General features: G+C 69.0%; 10 protein-coding genes. 5 read left to right on the top strand and 5 right to left on the bottom strand.

The features are described from left to right. The first annotated feature begins 142 nt into the window (after positions 1-142). Both NR798_RS29800 and NR798_RS29795 read left to right on the top strand, forming a co-directional pair. On the top strand, positions 143-3,280 hold the full coding sequence (locus tag NR798_RS29800) for an FG-GAP-like repeat-containing protein (RefSeq protein WP_375765896.1): 3,138 nt from the start codon (positions 143-145) through the stop codon (positions 3,278-3,280). A 324-nt stretch (positions 3,281-3,604) separates the two neighbouring features. Beyond that, complete coding sequence (locus NR798_RS29795) at positions 3,605-6,949, top strand: FG-GAP-like repeat-containing protein (protein WP_375765895.1); 3,345 nt, start codon at positions 3,605-3,607, stop codon at positions 6,947-6,949. An 88-nt stretch (positions 6,950-7,037) separates the two neighbouring features. Here NR798_RS29795 and NR798_RS29790 read toward each other — a convergent pair whose 3' ends face one another. Further along, positions 7,038-8,117: an AI-2E family transporter gene (locus NR798_RS29790; RefSeq protein ID WP_375765894.1), complete on the bottom strand. Its 1,080-nt coding sequence runs from the start codon at positions 8,115-8,117 to the stop codon at positions 7,038-7,040. A gap of 140 nt (positions 8,118-8,257) precedes the next feature. Here NR798_RS29790 and NR798_RS29785 point away from each other — a divergent pair, with 140 nt between their 5' ends. Then, the gene (locus NR798_RS29785) at positions 8,258-8,848 is read left to right on the top strand and encodes a DUF4291 domain-containing protein (RefSeq protein ID WP_375765893.1); all 591 of its coding nucleotides are present in this window, start codon (positions 8,258-8,260) and stop codon (positions 8,846-8,848) included. A gap of 58 nt (positions 8,849-8,906) precedes the next feature. Continuing rightward, entirely contained in the window at positions 8,907-10,679 is a 1,773-nt protein-coding gene (locus tag NR798_RS29780; protein ID WP_375765892.1) for an MYXO-CTERM sorting domain-containing protein, read from the top strand. Positions 10,680-10,689: 10 nt separating this feature from the next. Here the strand turns inward: NR798_RS29780 and NR798_RS29775 are convergent, their stop codons facing one another. Then, positions 10,690-12,438: a DUF885 domain-containing protein gene (locus NR798_RS29775; RefSeq protein ID WP_375765891.1), complete on the bottom strand. Its 1,749-nt coding sequence runs from the start codon at positions 12,436-12,438 to the stop codon at positions 10,690-10,692. Between the two features lie 80 nt (positions 12,439-12,518). On the opposite strand from NR798_RS29775, the gene NR798_RS29770 reads away from it, so the two are divergent. Next, on the top strand, positions 12,519-13,562 hold the full coding sequence (locus NR798_RS29770) for a hypothetical protein (protein WP_375765890.1): 1,044 nt from the start codon (positions 12,519-12,521) through the stop codon (positions 13,560-13,562). A gap of 6 nt (positions 13,563-13,568) precedes the next feature. Here the strand turns inward: NR798_RS29770 and NR798_RS29765 are convergent, their stop codons facing one another. Genes NR798_RS29765 through NR798_RS29755 form a run of 3 tightly spaced genes read right to left on the bottom strand, consistent with a single transcriptional unit; the run spans position 13,569 to position 17,283 of the window. Further along, positions 13,569-15,803, bottom strand: coding sequence for a xanthine dehydrogenase family protein molybdopterin-binding subunit (locus tag NR798_RS29765; protein ID WP_375765889.1), 2,235 nt, complete (start codon positions 15,801-15,803; stop codon positions 13,569-13,571). Further along, the gene (locus tag NR798_RS29760) at positions 15,800-16,795 is read right to left on the bottom strand and encodes an FAD binding domain-containing protein (protein WP_375765888.1); all 996 of its coding nucleotides are present in this window, start codon (positions 16,793-16,795) and stop codon (positions 15,800-15,802) included. The genes NR798_RS29765 and NR798_RS29760 overlap by 4 nt, the downstream gene beginning before the upstream one ends. Beyond that, the gene (locus tag NR798_RS29755; RefSeq protein ID WP_375765887.1) at positions 16,792-17,283 is read right to left on the bottom strand and encodes a (2Fe-2S)-binding protein; all 492 of its coding nucleotides are present in this window, start codon (positions 17,281-17,283) and stop codon (positions 16,792-16,794) included. The genes NR798_RS29760 and NR798_RS29755 overlap by 4 nt, the downstream gene beginning before the upstream one ends. Between the last annotated feature and the right edge of the window lie 25 nt (positions 17,284-17,308).

The following is a 17,308-nucleotide window of genomic DNA, read 5'->3' as shown; positions in this document are numbered from 1 at the left end:
ATTGCGTGATATTCCGCGTGTGTCGGTATTCACGGTTCTTTCGGGATCCAGTCTGGGGATCCAGCCGCCACCGCACCGTCAATGTCGTCTGGATGCGGCTGAGAAGCAGGCCAGTCCCGATCGCAGAAGGAGAGAGACAATCATGAAGCTCAAGCGCGGCATGCAGGGTCTCGCGCGGTGGAATGGGCAGGGACGTGGGAGGTTCTTCGTCGCGCTGGTGGCGCTGGCCACGGGGAGCGCGTGCGACACCACGGACTCGCAGCAGCAGCCCACCGCTCGTGGCACGGGGAACCTGGCGGAGCACTGCGAGGTGAAGCCGCCCTTCACGGGCAACTTCGAGCCGGAGCTGCAGTGGGAGTGGACGGGCAGCCCGGTCCTCCCCACGCACAAGCAGGTGATGATGCAGCCGGTGGTGGTGGACGTGAACCGGGACGGTACCCCGGACATCGTCTTCAGCACCTTCGACGGCGACTTCTACAACACCGCCTACAAGAACGGTTACGACGGCAACGCCAACGGCGTGCTGCGCGCCATCAGCGGTAACACCGGCGCGGAGCTGTGGACCGTGGCGGATCCGGCGTACCGGGTGAAGCCCGCCGCGAGCATCGCCGCGGGTGACATCGATGGCGACGGCGCCGTGGAGATCTGCGGCATCCCCGAGAGCGGACGCGGCATCATCTGCTTCGAGAACGACGGCACCTTCAAGTTCCGCTCGTCGCCGGACGCCAACGACTACAACGAGTGGGGCGGCCCCTCGCTGGCGGACCTGGATGGCGACGGCGTCGTGGAGATCCTCGACGGCAACCGGGTCTACAGCAACACGGGCGCGCTGAAGTGGGTGGGCTCGGACGGCATGGGCGGAGCGCTGTTCACCGGACCGGTGTCATTCGCGGTGGACCTCGACCAGGACGGCAAGCAGGAGGTGGTCAACGGCCGCTCGGTGTACCGGCACGACGGCACGCTCAAGTGCGCCAACACGGAGATTCCGCACGGCTTCGCGGCGGTGGGCAACTTCGATGGCGACGCGGCCGGGGAAATCGTGGTGGTGGGCAAGGGGCTGGAGGCGCTGCACGGCCGGGTGAGCCTGCTGGACGACAACTGCGCGCTGCTGTGGACGCGCGAGGTGCACCTGACGGGCGCGGACCTGCCGCTGCACGACAAGGCGGGCCATGGCGGCGCGCCCAACATCGGCGACTTCGACGGTGACGGGCAGCTGGAGATCGGCCTGGCGGGAGACTGGAACTACACGGTGTACGGGGCGGACGGGACGGTGAAGTGGACGTTCCCCATCCAGGAGTACAGCTCGGGCAAGACGACGTCGACGACGTTCGACTTCGAGGATGACGGGAAGCTGGAGGTCATCTACGCCGATGAGCTGAAGCTGCGCATCTTCGACGGAGTGACGGGAGCGCTGCGCTGGGAGACGGCGCACAGCTCTGGCACCACGCACGAGTTCCCCATCGTCGCGGACGTGGACGGGGACGGGGCGGCGGAGATTGTCACGGTGGAGAACAACCACGGAGCGCCGGGCTTCAACGGCGTGCGCGTGTGGCACGACAAGAAGGAGGGCTGGGCCGGGACGCGCAAAATCTGGAACCAGCACGCCTACTCCATCACGAACGTGAACAACGACGGGACGATTCCGGCGCAGCCGGGGGCCAACTGGCTCAACCCGAAGCTCAACAACTTCCGCGCCAACGTGGCCAACTACTTCGGAGAGGGCCCGAGCCCGTTCGCGGCGGCGGACCTGGTGGCCTCGGACGTGACGACGACGTGCGATGGGTACAACTCGCTGGTGCTCAGCGCGCGGGTGCGCAACCAGGGAGAGGTGGCGGTTGCAGCGGGCGTGAAGGTGGCCTTCTACAAGGGCAACCCGGCCTCGGGCGGAACGCTGCTGGGCGTGGCGAGCGTGCCGGACGCGCTGCCCGCGGGCGGCTCGTCCATTGCCACCGTGTCCGTGGCTTCCACGAGCTTCGGCACGGCCGAGGTGTGGGCCGTGGTGGATGATGACGGCACGGGCAAGGGCACCCTCACCGAGTGCCGCGAGGACAACAACGCTTCCTCCGCGATGGGCAATCTGTCGTGCGTCGAGACGCCTCCGGCCAACCAGCCGCCGGTGGCCCTGTGCCGCGACGTCACCGTCAACGCCGACATCTACTGCACCGGCAGCGCGAGCGTGAACAACGGCAGCTACGACCCGGACAACGGGCCGTTGCCGCTCTCCATCTCCGAGGTGCCGTACGCCTCCCTGCCCCTGGGCACGCACCCCGTCACGCTGACGGCCTCGGACGGTGAGGCGAGCGATCAGTGCGTGGGCCATGTCACCGTGGTGGACACCTCGAAGCCCGCTGTCAGCTGCCCGGCCTCGCAGGTGCTCGAGACGTGCTCGCCCGCGGGCGCCCCGGCCACCTTCGCGGCCTCGGGCACGGACAACTGCGGCCCGGCTTCCGTGAGCTGTTCGCACGCCTCTGGCGCCACCTTCCCGGTGGGCGAGACGGCCGTCACCTGCTCCGCCACGGATGGCTCCGGCAACACGGCCTCCTGCGGCTTCAACGTGACGGTGACCGGTGACACCACGGCCCCGGTGCTCAGCTGCCCGACCGCTCCCGTGGTGGTCAACGCGTGCAGCGCCGGTGGCTCCACGGCCAACTTCTCGGTCTCGGCCACGGACAACTGCGGCGAGGTGGCCGTCAACTGCTCGCACGCCTCCGGCTCCGCGTTCCCGGCCGGCAGCACCACGGTGAGCTGCTCGGCCACGGATGGCTTCGGCAACACGTCCTCGTGCAGCTTCTCCGTCCAGGTGAACGGTGCCGACCCCTCCACGCCGCCCACCCCGGGCGCGGAGCTGGGCGCCGAGCTGTGGTCTCCCAACCACAAGTACGAGTACGCGCCCCTGCTGCTCTCCGAGTGCGCGGCGCCCGCGACGGATGCGTGCGGCAAGCCCCTGCCCCTGGAGAAGTACGGCCGCATCCTCCGCGTCACCTCGGACGAGGTGGAGGACGCCAACGGCAACGGTGACGGCCGGACCTGCGACGACATGGTCATCGTGAGCCCCACGTCCGTGAAGCTGCGCTCCGAGCGCGAGGGCACGGGTGATGGCCGCGTCTACACCCTGCACTACGTCGTCACGAACGACGCCGGCGTCTCCGCCCAGAGCAGCTGCCGCGTCTACGTGCCGCACGATCAGTCCGGCCGCGGCGCGGTAGACAGCGGCGTGAAGTTCTGCGTCGGCGAGGGCTGCCCCTCCGGCACCACCGAGGGGAGCTCGCTCTGCAAGTGAGTCCGTAGCCGGGTGAAGTTCGGGTGAAGTCGCGCGGGGCCCGGGACCGGTTGTCGGTCCCGGGCCCTTCGCATTCGTGCGGCGTCGGGTCACGTCGTTCTCTCTGCGGGCTTCTCTCACCTTCGGTGCCAGGAGCGATCAACCGCTACACCTGGACGGAATAAGTCTGTCATTGCCATCTTTTGTGTTCGTCATTGGATGGCACACATCTGACTTCACTGTCTTTTCCGCTTAGTGAGAATCGATAGCAACCGGTACATTGGTCGAGCTTGTCTGGTTGGTATTGAAACCGGGTCATGCCCGAAAGCGGAGGAGAGAGTCCAAATGAAACTCAAACGCAACACCCTGGTTCCCTCGGAGTGGCGAGGCCTGGGGCGTGGGCGGCTCTTCGTTGCGCTGGTGGTGCTGGCTACGGGGGGAGCTTGCAGCACGTCGGCGTCGAAGGATCAGTCGAAGACTCGCGAGGCCGCGAAGCTGGCCGAGCACTGTGAGGTGAAGCCGCCCTTCACGGGCAACTTCGAGCCGGAGCTGCAGTGGGAGTGGACGGGCAGCCCGGTCCTCCCCACGCACAAGCAGGTGATGATGCAGCCGGTGGTGGTGGACGTGAACCGGGACGGCACTCCGGACATCGTCTTCAGCACCTTCGACGGCGACTTCTACAACGAGGCCTACAAGAACGGTCAGGATGGCAATGCCGACGGCGTGCTGCGCGCCATCAGCGGCAACACCGGGGCGGAGCTGTGGACGGTGGAGAACTCCGAGTACCGCGTGAAGCCCGCGGCCAGCCTCGCGGCGGGTGACATCGACGGCGACGGCGCCGTGGAGATCTGCGGCATTCCGGAGAGCGGGCGCGGCATCATCTGCTTCGAGAACGACGGCACCTTCAAGTTCCGCACGGAGCCGGCCGCCAACGACTACAACGAGTGGGGCGGTCTCTCGCTGGCGGACCTGGATGGCGACGGCGCCGTGGAGATCCTCGACGGCAACCGGGTCTACAGCAACACGGGCGCGCTGAAGTGGGTGGGCTCGGACGGAATGGGTGGTGCGCTGTTCACCGGCCCGGTGTCGTTCGCGGTGGACCTCGACCAGGACGGCAAGCAGGAGGTGGTCAACGGCCGCTCGGTGTACCGGCACGACGGCACGCTCAAGTGCGCCAACACGGAGATTCCGCACGGCTTCGCGGCGGTGGGTAACTTCGATGGCGACGCGGCCGGGGAAATCGTGGTGGTGGGCAAGGGCCTGGAGGCGCTGCACGGCCGGGTGAGCCTGCTGGACGACAACTGCGCGCTGCTGTGGACGCGCGAGGTGCACCTGACGGGCGCGGACCTGCCGCTGCACGACAAGGCGGGCCATGGCGGCGCGCCCAACATCGGCGACTTCGATGGTGACGGGCAGCTGGAGATCGGCCTGGCGGGAGACTGGAATTACACGGTGTATGGGGCGGACGGGACGGTGAAGTGGACGTTCCCCATCCAGGAGTACAGCTCGGGCAAGACGACGTCGACGACGTTCGACTTCGAGGATGACGGGCGGCTGGAGGTCATCTACGCCGATGAGCTCAAGCTGCGCATCTTCGACGGAGTGACGGGAGCGCTGCGTTGGGAGACGGCGCACAGCTCTGGCACCACGCACGAGTTCCCCATCGTCGCGGACGTGGACGGGGACGGGGCGGCCGAAATCGTGACGGTGGAGAACAACCACGGAGCGCCGGGCTTCAACGGCGTGCGCGTGTGGCACGACAAGAAGGAGGGCTGGGCCGGGACGCGCAAAATCTGGAACCAGCACGCCTACTCCATCACGAACGTGAACAACGACGGGACGATTCCGGCGCAGCCGGGGGCCAACTGGCTCAACCCGAAGCTCAACAACTTCCGCGCCAACGTGGCCAACTACTTCGGAGAGGGACCGAGCCCGTTCGCGGCGGCGGACCTGGTGGCCTCGGACGTGACGACGACGTGCGACGGGTACGGCTCGCTGGTGCTCAGTGCACGCGTGCGCAACGAGGGGGAGGCGGCGGTGGCGGCGGGCGTGAAGGTGGCCTTCTACAAGGGCAATCCGGCCTCGGGCGGAACGCTGCTGGGCGTGGCGAGCGTGCCGGACGCACTGCCCGCGGGTGGCTCGTCCATTGCCACCGTGTCCGTGGCCTCCACGGCCTTCGGCGCGGCCGAGGTGTGGGCCGTGGTGGATGATGACGGCACGGGCAAGGGCACCCTCACCGAGTGCCGCGAGGACAACAACGCTTCCTCCGCCATGGGCAACCTGACGTGCGCGGTGACGACGCCGGCCAACAAGCCGCCGGTGGCCCTGTGCCGCGACGTCACCGTCAACGCCGACGGCTCCTGTCAGGGCGCCTCCTCCGTGAACAACGGCAGCTACGACCCGGACAACGGGCCGTCGCCGCTCTCCATCACCGAGGCGCCTTCCGGGAACCTCCCCCTGGGCACGCACCCCATCACGCTGACGGCCTCGGATGGTGAGGCGAGCGACCAGTGCGTGGGCAACGTCACCGTCGTGGACACCACGAAGCCGGCCGTCGACTGCCCGGCCTCGCAGGTCATCGAGACGTGCTCGCCCGCGGGTGCCTCCGCCACCTTCGCGGCCTCGGCCACCGACTCGTGCAGCCCGGCGACCCTGTCGTGCTCGTACGCCTCGGGCTCCACCTTCCCGGTGGGCGAGACGGCCGTCTCCTGCTCCGCCAAGGATGCCTCCGGTAACGCGGCCTCCTGCGGCTTCAAGGTGACGGTGACCGGCGACACCACGCCTCCGGTGCTCAGCTGCCCGACCGCTCCGATCGTGATCAGGGCCTGCGCCCCGAGCGGCACCCGGGTCAACTACACGACCTCGGCCACGGACAACTGCGGCGAGGTGGCCGTCAACTGCTCGCATCCCTCGGGCTCCACCTTCCCGGTGGGCGAGACGGCCGTCACCTGCTCCACCCAGGATGCCTTCGGCAACGTGTCCACGTGTGGCTTCTCGGTGATCGTGGGCGGCGACGGCAGCGGTGGTGGTGACGCCCTCGCCGACGGCGGCGAGGAGGGCAGCGGCAACGGTGTTGTCGACGACGGTGACGCCAACGGCAGCGGTCAGCAGGCTGGCGACGGCTTCGCCCAGAAGGTCAGCACCTTCTTCGGTGGCTTCGGTGGCGGTCTCGCCGAGGACAGCAGCAGCAGCAGTGAGGGTGAAGGCGAGAACCCCTGCGGCTACTGCAATGACGGCGCTCCCGTCGCCGGAGCGGACAAGGGGCTGGAGCTGTGGCCGCCCAACCACAAGTACGTCACCCTCTCGCTGTCTGACTGCGCCCAGCCCGCGACGGACTCGTGCGGCAACACACTACCGCTGGAGAAGTACGGCCATGTGCTCCGCGTCACCTCGGACGAGGTGGAGGATGCCAATGGCAACGGTGATGGCCGCACCTGCGAGGACATCTCCATCATCGTGGGCAAGTCGTTCGTGCAGGTCCGCTCGGAGCGCGAGGGCACCGGGGATGGTCGCGTCTACACCATCCACTACGCCGTCACGAATGACGCCGGCCTCTCCACCCAGGCCTCCTGCCGCGTGATCGTGCCGCACGACCAGTCCGGTCGCACGGTGGTGGACAGCGGCGTGAAGTACTGCGTCGGCGAGGGGTGCCCCGAGGGCACCACCGAGGGCAGCCCGCTCTGCAAGTGAGTCGGTAATCGGGTGAAGTGGCGAGGGGTCCGGGACCGGTGGCCGGTTCCGGGCCCTTCGTTTTGGTGGAGCCCTTCGGGGTGGCTCGTCAGGGGGGCCGGACCTGGGCGCTGAGCCGCTCCTGACGGATGAGCAGCAGCTCGCGTGCGATGATCTGCGCGGCCGCCACCACCGGCACCGCCAGCAACGCGCCGACGATGCCGGCCATCTCCACGAAGCAGACCACCGCGAGCAGGGTGAGCAGCGGGTTGATGTGCACCGTGCGCCGGAAGACGAGCGGCGCCAGCACGTTGCCCTCGAGCTGCCCGTAGAGGATGAAGTAGATGAAGGCCGCCATCCCCTTCCAGGCCCCGCCCGTGGCGAGCGTCAGCAGGGTGATGGTGCCACCGGCCACGATGGGCCCCGCGTACGGCACCATGCTGGAGAAGCCGCTCGCGATGCCCAGGGGCAGGAAGAAGGGCACGCCGATGATGGCCAGGAAGGTGGTGGTGAGGGTGGCGTTGATGGAGCAGATGAGGGTGAGGCCGGCCAGGTAGCCACCCGTCGCGGTGTACACCTTGCTCAACACGCGCTCGTAGCGTTCGCGGCGCTCGGGCAGGGTCAGGGCGACCGCCCGCCGGACCAGCCCAGGGCCGAAGATGAGCATGAACACCACCAGGAAGAGGATGGTGACGAGCGCGCCCACCAGGCTGAACACCCCGCTGACGGCGTGCAGCAGCGGGGGCAGCGCGCCCGAGGCCAGCTCGGTGGAGTTGCGGCCCTTCTTCTCCAGCTGCTCCAGGATGTGGAAGCGCGCATCGATGCGCTTGAAGAAGCGCGAGGCGAGGACCTCGTCCGCGAGCGTGGGGGCCTCTTCGACCAGCGCCTGGCCCTGGGCGATGGCGGAGGGAATCACCAGCACGGCCACCGTCGTCAGGGTGCTCAGCAGCGCGGCGAGCACCACGCCGATGGCGAAGTTCCGCTTGAGCCGGGCCCGCATGAGCAGGACCACCAGATGGTTGAGCGCGATGGCGACGAGCGCGGCGATGCCCGTGAGGATGAGCGCCACCTGCGCCTTCACGAGCAGGACCGCGAGCGTCACCACCGCGAGTGCCGCGAAGCACACGGTAAACGCCGTCTTGAGCGTCACCTGGGAAGGGTGACCCATCGACGAGTTGATGCCCGCCACCGCTGCCCCCACTTGAACGAGCCGCCGCCTCTCCCCACGGTGCTTCGTGTTCCGGGTGGCGGCAATCCCCCATGCCTGCTCGCCAGGTCTGCGGACGGCCGCCCTATCGGAGCGCCTTCCCAGGTGGCTAACCTGTCCGGGTGACCCTACGCCGAGAGATCCGTGCCGGCCATGATCGGACGTCCATCGTCGTGTACCAGGCCTATCCAGACGCCATCGCCGACGTGGCGCTCGAGCGGCAACGGTTCGGCTCTCCGTTCTCGATGAACCGGATGACGTGGATCAAACCCAGCTTCCTGTGGTTGATGGAGCGCAGCAACTGGGGGCTCAAGTCCGGACAGGAGCGGATCCTGGCCGTGCGCATCCGGCGCGAGGGGTGGGAGGAAGCGCTGGAACTCGGGGTGCTGACGGGCTTCGAGCCGGGCGCCCATGGCACCCCCCAGCAGTGGGACCGGGACTTCCAGCGCGCTCCGGTCCACATCCAGTGGGATCCCGAGCGCTCGCTGCGAGGACAATCGCTCCCCCGTGACAGCATCCAGGTGGGGCTCGGGCGGACGGTCATCGGCCGCTACGTCGACGAATGGATCCTGTCCATCGAGGATCTCACGGAGCGGGTGAGGAAGATCCGCAAGCTCCTCGATGCGGGGCGGGCCGAGCAGACCACGCGGCTGCTGCCGCACGAATCCGTCTACCCGGTCCCCGCGCGGCTGATGCGCCAGCTCGGGATGTGACGGACCCTCTGCTTCGACCCTCTGCTTCGAAGCGGGTGGTTTCGGGTAGCATCACACCATGCGGATTTTCATCCCCGTGCTCGTGCTGCTCGTGGCGGGTAGCGGCCGGGCCGAGCCAGACACCTTCTACTTGGGAACGGGGAAGGACGGCTCCCTGCGGCTCGATTCCGGGAGCCGCGTCGTCAACCGCTACGCGCGCCTCACCGCCGATGCCGCCTCGGGCACGAGCGACCTGACGGTGTCCGACTCCACGGGCTTCGCCGCCGGAGACCTGGTGCTCGTCCACCAGTCCGCGGGCCTCGCCGCGCCGGACTCCGGAAACCAGAATCCCCTCGACCTGGGGAGCGGTCCGGTGGGCCGCATCGAGTACGCGCGCGTGGCCTCGGTATCCTCGGGCGTGATCCGCCTCACCGCTCCCTTGTTGTATGCCCATGCGGGCAACCTGTCGCAGGTGGTGTCGGTGCCCGAGTACACCGACCTGGACGTGCGCTCCGGGGCCTCGCTGCGCGCCGCGCCCTGGGATGGGAGCGTGGGCGGCATCCTCGCGGTGATGGTCACCGGACGCCTGCGCAACGACGGCCTCTTCACGGTGGATGGTGCGGGCTTCCGCGGCGGTGCCTTCCTCTCGCACGCGGACCTCAACGGGTGCACGGGCCTCGACGAGCCGGTGGCCAGTGGTGGCGCCTACAAAGGAGAGGGCCTGGTGGCCGGCCGTTTCGGCTCGGCGTCCGGGCGCGGCAACCTGGCCAACGGCGGTGGAGGAGGCATCTGCCACAACTCGGGCGGAGGCGGCGGCGGGCACGCGGGGCTCGGGGGCCGTGGTGGCCGCTCCGCGCCCGCCGACGGCGAGCAGGACGTGGGGGGACTCGGCGGCGCTCCGCTGGTGTACCTGCCCTACGAGTACCTCGTCTTTGGCGGCGGCGGTGGAGCGGGGGAGGGCAACAACGATGAGGGATCGGGAGGTGGGGCCGGAGGCGGGTTGATGCTCCTCCGCGCCACGGAAGTGCGAGGGGGAGGCCGCTTCAGCGCCGCGGGGGCCACTCCGCCACCGACGCCCGGGGACGACGGCGCGGGCGGTGGTGGGGCGGGTGGGGCCATCTCCATCCGCACGGTGCAGGAGCTGGAGTGTGGTGCGGTGGAGGCGCGGGGCGGCGCGGGCGGAGACAATACCGAGAGGATCTTCCCGCTCGCACCGGGTGGTGGAGGGGCAGGCGGCGTGGTGTTCCTCCAGGGAGAGGTCATCACGTGCTCCCGCTCGGTGCTCGCCGGTGAGCCGGGCCACATGGCGACGGACGGCGGCACGCATGGGGCGGGCCCCGACAGCGTGGACGGTGGCACGGCACCCGGTTCCGCGCAGGCGCTCTCCATCCCCTTCGACATGCCTCCCTCGCCCGTGCTGACGCTGCCGGTGGACGGTGCCACCCAGGTGGGGCTGAGGCTCCACGTCGAGGGCCGGGCCCAGGCGGGTGACCAGCGGGTGCTTCTCTTCCTCGATGGAGTGCTCCTGTCGCCGCTCGTGCCGGGGGCCGATGGCCGCTTCTCGTACGACCGCCCCGGGAGCCTCCCGCCGGGGCGGCACGAGCTGAGCGCCTTCACGGAGTCCCTCGGCGTGCACAGCCTCTCCTCCGCGCCCGTGGTCTTCACAGCCGTGCCCGGAGGGCCGCCCGACGCCGGAGTGCCAGGGGAGGGCGGTGGAAACGAGGTGCCGGGCGTGATCCCACCCCTGGTGCTGGCGGTGGGCTGCGGGTGCGGGAGCGCTCCGGGCGCGGGGCTCTGGGCCGGGGCGGTGCTGGTGGCCGCGCTGGCCGCGCGCCGCCGCCGGAAGCCGTGAGCGTCAGCCCTCAGTCGTCGCCGAACATCAACCGGCGCACCACGGGCACGGGCGGGTAGCCGTAGGAGACGACGGCGTCGTGGAAGCGTTGCAGGCTGAAGTCCTTGCCCCAGCGTGCCTTCGCCTCCTCGCGCAGCTCCAGGATCATCTTCTTGCCCAGCGCGTACACCAGGTAGGTGGGATCACTCGTGCCCCGGCGCGCCTCACGCTCGGCGTTGGTGCGCGTCATGTACGCCTCCTCTTCGAAGAAGCGCACCGCCTGCTCGTACGTCATGCCCCGCGTGTGCAACGACAGGCCCACCATGTAGCGCGCCAGCCGCTGCAGGTAGAGCGCCAGCTGGTTCAGCCGCAGCTTGTCCGCCACCACGCCCGTGCCGCCGTAGCCGGCCTCCAACATCATCTGCTCGGTGTACAGGCCCCAGCCCTCGCTGAAGGAGCCGCTGCCCATCAGCCGCCGCACCTTCGAGTCCACCTTGTTGGTCCACAGGAACTGCACGTAGTGGCCCGGGTAGGCCTCGTGGATGGAGACGAGCTCCAGCGCATGGCGGTTGTAGAAGCTCATGTGCTGCTCGGTCTGCTCGGCGTTCCACGTGGGGTCCGGCGGCGTGACGTAGTAGTAGGCCTCGGTGGCGCGCGTCTCGTAGGGGCCCGGCGTGCTCATGCTCGCGAAGGAGAGCGCCCGGTTGAAGCTCGGTGTCTCCGCTACCTGGGCCCGCACCTCGCTCGGGATGGTGATGATGTGTTGGTCCACCAGGAACTGGCGGATCGTCTCCAGCGTCGCCCGCGTGGTGGGCACCAGCTCCGCCGGAGTGGGGTGCTCCTTGCCCAGCTCCCGGTACACGTCCATGGGCGCCTTCGTGGCGTCGAGCCGCCGCGCCACCTCGCGGAACTCGTTCTGCGTGCGCGTGATCTCCGCGCGCCCCCACGCCAGCAGGCCGTCGATGTCCTCGGTGACGCCCTCTTCATACGAGAGCTTCCGGCGGTAGATGGACTCGCCGATGGCGAAGTCCCCGTTGGAGCGCGGCAACAGGTCCTCGCGCAGGAAGCGCACGTAGTCCTCCAGCGCCGCCAGCACCTTCGCCTGCTCGCGCGCGAAGGACTCCTGGAGGGCCGCGTCCTTCACCGGCGCGAAGGCCTGGGGCAGGGTGCTGGCGAAGAGCGAGCGCGTGCCCGCCGCCTGCTGCAGGGCGATCTCCGTCCACAGCCGGGGCGGGTTCTTCAGCGTCGCCTTGCCTTCGGCGAACACCTCGGGCAGCCGGGCCATGCGGGCCACCGCCGAGCGCATCCGCTGCTCGAGCGGCGCGAAGTCCCGGTTGATGAGCGCGTAGACGGAGCTGGAGGCGAGGCCCAGGTAGGTGTTGGGGTTGCGCTCCCAGCCGCGCACCTCCTCGATGTCCAGGATGCGGGCCTTCAGGTTGGACTCGAAGATGTCGTAGTCGGCCCGGTCGAGCGGAGGCAACTGGGTGCGGTCCACCTGCTGGGGCAGGCTGGCGAGCTCCTGCTTGAGGAAGGCGGCCCAGGCCAGCTGCTCGGTGGCGGTGAAGCCGGCCAGCTGGTCATCGTAGGTGTGCAGGCCCCGGGAGGTGGCGGCCTGGGGGAAGCGGCGGAACTGCTCCTCGAAGTGCGCATCGACGAGGCGGCGCAGGGACTGCTGGGCGGGAGACAGCGCGGGGGCGTCCGCCTGGGGGGCGGGGCGCGAGGTGGCACAAGCGGACAACAGCACGAGCAGCGCGGCGACGAGCGCACGGGTGGACGGCACGTACAATCAACACCTCCGGTAGGGTGGGGAGCCTCGCCCACCCCCGTGCCGGCGACAACCCGGGAGTCGAGGAGCCGCAGATGCACCCGAGCGTGGCCTTCAGCGTCGATGACACGGAGGACTGGGGACTGCCGTTGGCGGGCCCCGGCCTGCTGCTGGACGTCCCCGGCGAGGGCCCCTGGCGCCACCCGCCCTCCCTGCATGTCGAGGCCGCGCCGGGCTACCGGCTGCGTCTGAGCAGCGGAGGACAGGCCTTGTTCTGGGTGCGCATCGACCCCTGGTGGGACCGGTGCGGCTTCCTCCAGGGCAACGCCAGCACGCCCTGGGCCCTGCCCGCGGTGTCGGCGGCCGAGGTGCGGGAGGTGGCGCACGCACCGGGGACGGACAGGTGGTGGGAGGCCTGGACGTGGCGCCTGGGGCGAGCGCTCGCGCGGCCCGAGCATCCGGTGCTCCACGCGGGCCGCTGGTGCCTGCGGCCCCTCCGGGCCATTCCCGCCAGCAAGTCGTGTCACTATCCCATCAGCACGATGGAGTGGCAGTTCGGTCAGCCGCCGCTCCCGCCGCACTCGCCCGAGGGCGTCCTGCGCTTCGAGCGCTTCCGGGTAGAGGCCTGGTCTTCGTATGGCGCCCCCGCGGAGATCCGCACGGGGGCGATGATGCCGCTGCGTGCGCCTTCACCCGAGGACGATGGGCGGGTGAAGAGCTGGCGCAAGCGCGCTCGGGACGGGACGCTGCCCCCCGTGGTGCTGCTCTACGTGGACCTGCTCATGAAGTGGCTGGTGCTCGATGGGCATGACCGTGTGCACGCGGCCCTGCTCGAGGGCGTCCCACCGCCCCTGCTGGGGCTCTGGCCGGTCCACGAGGAGGTGCTGCCCGCGCTCCCCGAGAAGTACGACGGCATCATGCGGGCGGCGGAGCACCATCTGCGCGCCGGGGAGACGCCGTCGCTCGTCGACAGGGTGAACCGCATGTTGCTGGTCAATTACGCACAGCGCAGGCGGAGCACCGTGACACGCGGCTGGCCGTTGAACGGGGGCGCCGATGCGTGGCGAGCCGAGGTGCTCGCCTCGCGCCGGAGATGCCCCTTCCCGGCGGACGCCGAGGACTGGGAGTGGTTCGCGTAGGGCCGGCTACAGCAGCTTGTCGGGAGTGATGGGCAGGTCCCGGACACGCTTTCCCGTCGCGTGGAAGATGGCATTGGCGATCGCCGCCGCCACGCCCACGATGCCAATCTCTCCCAGGCCCTTGGCGCCGAGCGGGTTGACGATCTCGTCCTCCTCCTCGACGAAGAGGACGTCGATGTCCCGCACGTCGGCGTTCACGGGCACGTGGTACTCGGCGAGGTTGTGGTTCATGAACCGGCCGAGCTTCTGATCCATGGCCGACTCCTCTTCCATCGCCATGCCGATTCCCCAGACGACCCCGCCGAGGATCTGGCTTCGCGCCGTCTTCGGATTCAGGACGCGGCCGCCCGCGATGGCGCTGACGACGCGAGTCACCTTCACGGTGCCGAAGTCCTCGTCGACCTGGACCTCCACGAAGACCGCCGAGTGGGTGCACAGCGTGTAGGCCGATTGTTTGTGTTTGTCGGGCAGGGAGACCGTCTGCTCCTCGAGGCTGAGGACTTCCCCGTGCCGCATGGCCGCGGTGATGGACACCGCTCGCGAGGGATCCTCCTTGGAGCGGATGTGCCCTCCGGCGAACGTCACCTCCTCCAACCGGGCCTTCGCGAGCGGCGAGCCTTCCACCTTGCGAGCCAGCTCGAACAGCCGCTCGCGCACCTTCTCGCAAGCCTGCTTCACCGCCGAGCCCACCGAGGACACGGTCCACGAGCCACCCTCGAGGGGTGCCATGGGCAGCGAGGAATCCCCCAGCTTGAACGTCACATCCTCCACCGGCAGGCCGAGCGTGTCCGCGGCGATCTGCGTCATGACCGTATACGTCCCGGTCCCGATGTCGGCGGTGGCGCTGCTGACGATGAGCTTGCCGTCGATGCTCAGGACGGCCTTCGCGCTGGCCTCCTGCTGCATGGCCTCCCAGACGCCGGTGGCCATTCCCCAACCGATGAGTTGCTTCCCGTCGCGCATCGAGCGCGGGGCGGGCGTGCGCCTGGCCCAGCCGAAGCGCTCGGCACCTTGCTGGTAGCAGGCCCGCAGCTCCTTGCTGGAGAAGGGTTTGTCCTCGTTCTGATCCCGCTCGGCGTAGTTCTTCAGCCGCAGCTCGAGCGGATCCATGCCCACCGCGTAGGCCAGCTCGTCCATCGCGCACTCCAGCGCGTAGACGCCCATGGCCGCACCGGGGGCACGCATGTCGATGGGCGTGTACGTGTCGAGCTGCGTGACCTTGTAGTCCAGCCGGACGTTGTCGCACTGGTAGAGCAGGCCCGACCAGTTGACGATGACCTCGATGTAGTCCTCGAAGCGCGAGGTCTCGGAGACGGTCTCGTGGATGATGGCCTCGAGCTTGCCCTCCGCCGATGCGCCGAGCGCCACCCGCTGCAACGTCGCGGGGCGGTGGCCGAAGGTGAACATCTGCTGGCGGGTCAGCGTCACACGGACCGAGCGCTTCAGCTCGCGCGCCGCCATCACCGCCAGGAAGAGTTGGTACTGCGGCCTCAATCCCGAGCCGAAGGCCCCGCCCACGAAGGGCGAGCGCACGCGCACCTCTTCCGGGGAGAGGTGGAACACCTTCGAGACGTATTTCTGGGTGTTCATCACGCCCTGGGTCTTGTCGTAGACGGTGAGCGTGCCGTCGTCCTCGTAGACGACCGTGGTCGCGTGCGGCTCCATGGGGTTGTGGTGCTCGACGGGCGATGAATACTCCGCGTCGATCCGCGCCGCGGCCCTGGCGAGGGCCTTGTCGGCATGGCCCCTCGGCTTGGGCGGCGGCTCGAAGCCTCCCTTCCCCTTGTCCGGCGTATAGGCCTTCTCACGCTGTGCACGCAGGTCCGTCTCGTGGGAATGGGACTGGTACTCGGCCTGGATGAGCGACGCGGCGTAGCGGGCCACCTCGAGCGTCTCGGCGACGACCAGCGCGATGGGTTGTCCGCTGTAGATGATCTTGTCGTCATGGAGCGGCCGGAACGGCGAGCCCGAGGGGGAGTCCTCGTCGTGGTAGTTGCGGTCGAACCAGGCGGTCCGCGGCCGGTTGTCGTGCGTGAAGACGTGCAGCACGCCGGGAACCGCGAGGGCGGCGCTCGTGTCGAGCTTCTTGATGCGCCCCTTGGCGATCGCCCCCGAGACGACATAGCCGTAGGTGAGGCCGGGGACGTTGAACTCCCCGGCGTATTTCGCCTCGCCCGTCACCTTGAGGCGGCCGTCGACGCGGCTGACGGGCTTTCCAAGCAGGGTCGTGCTCTTCGTCATGAGGGCTGCTCCATCCCGGCGGCCTGTGCCAGGGCACGCACCACGGTCCGCTTCGCCAGCTCGATCTTGAAGGTGTTGTGGCCGAACCCCTTCGCGTCACGGACGATCGCCTCCGCGGCGGAGCGGAAGTTCTCCACGGTGGCGGCCTTGCCGCTCAACATCGCCTCGGCTCCCGGGTCCCGCCAGGGCTTGTGGGCCACGCCTCCGAGTGCGAGCCGAGCCTCCTGGATGTGGCCACCTTCCAGCTCGAGCGCGGCGGCCACCGACACGAGCGCGAAGGCGTACGACTGACGGTCGCGGACCTTCAGGTAGGCGCAATGCCTCGCGAAGCCTTTCGCGGGCAGGTCCACCGCGGTGATGAGCTCATCGGGCCGCAGGTTCGTATCGAGCTCCGGCGTGTCCCCGGGCAGGCGATGGAAGTCGGAGAAGGGGAGGGTGCGCTCTCCGTCCGGCCCGGTCACGCGGACGGCCGCGCCGAGCGCCGCGAGCGCCACGCACATGTCCGACGGATGGGTGGCGATGCACTTGTCGCTCGTGCCCAGGATGGCGTGGATGCGATTGAAGCCCTCGAGCGCGCCACAGCCCGTGCCGGGCGCTCGTTTGTTGCAGGGCGTGGCCGTGTCGTAGAAGTAATAACAGCGCGTGCGCTGGAGCAGGTTGCCCCCCGTTGTCGCCATGTTGCGCAGCTGTGCCGAGGCACCAGCGAGGATCGCCTGCGAGAGCAACGGGTAGCGCCGTTGGATCCGCTCGTCGTAGGCGGCCTCCGAGTTCGTGACGAGCGCGCCGATCCGCAAGCCGCCGTCTGGGTTCTCCTCTATCTTGCCCAGGGGCAGCCGCGTGATGTCGATCAGGTGGCCCGGCCGCGAGACATTCTCCTTCATCAAATCGAGAAGGTTGGTGCCGCCCGCGATGAACCGGGCCTTGTCATGCTGGGCGAGCGCGCTCACCGCGCCAGCGATGGTCTCGGCCCGCTCGAAGGAAAAGGGATTCATTTCCCGCCGCTCCTCTCGCGCTCCTGCCGCACCTTGTCGATGGCCGCGAGGATGTTGGGGTAGGCACCACAACGGCAGAGATTGCCGCTCATCAACTCGCGGATGTCCTCCACCGTCTTCGCCTTGCCTTCGTTCAGCAGCCCCTGGGCGGAGCAGAGCTGGCCGGGGGTGCAGTAGCCGCACTGGAAGGCGTCGTGCTCGATGAAGGCCTCCTGGAGCGGGTGGAGTGTCTGGCCCGTGGCGAGCCCCTCGACGGTTGTCACCTCCGCCCCGTCCTTCATGACGGCCAGGGTGAGGCAGGAATTGATGCGCTTGCCGTCGACGAGCACGGTACAGGCCCCGCACTGGCCGTGGTCGCAGCCCTTCTTGGTGCCCGTCAGGCCGAGGGACTCACGCAGCAGATCGAGCAAGGTGGTCCAGGGCGCGATCTCCATCCGCTTTTCCGCGCCGTTGACCTTGATGGTGACCGGGTGGGTCGAGGGACTCATGTGAACTCCTTCGTGGAGTGACGTT

The sequence above is a fragment of the Archangium gephyra genome, assembly GCF_042230915.1.
Classification (GTDB): Bacteria; Myxococcota; Myxococcia; order Myxococcales; family Myxococcaceae; genus Archangium; species Archangium gephyra_B.
This window is presented reverse-complemented; position numbering and strand designations above follow the sequence as displayed.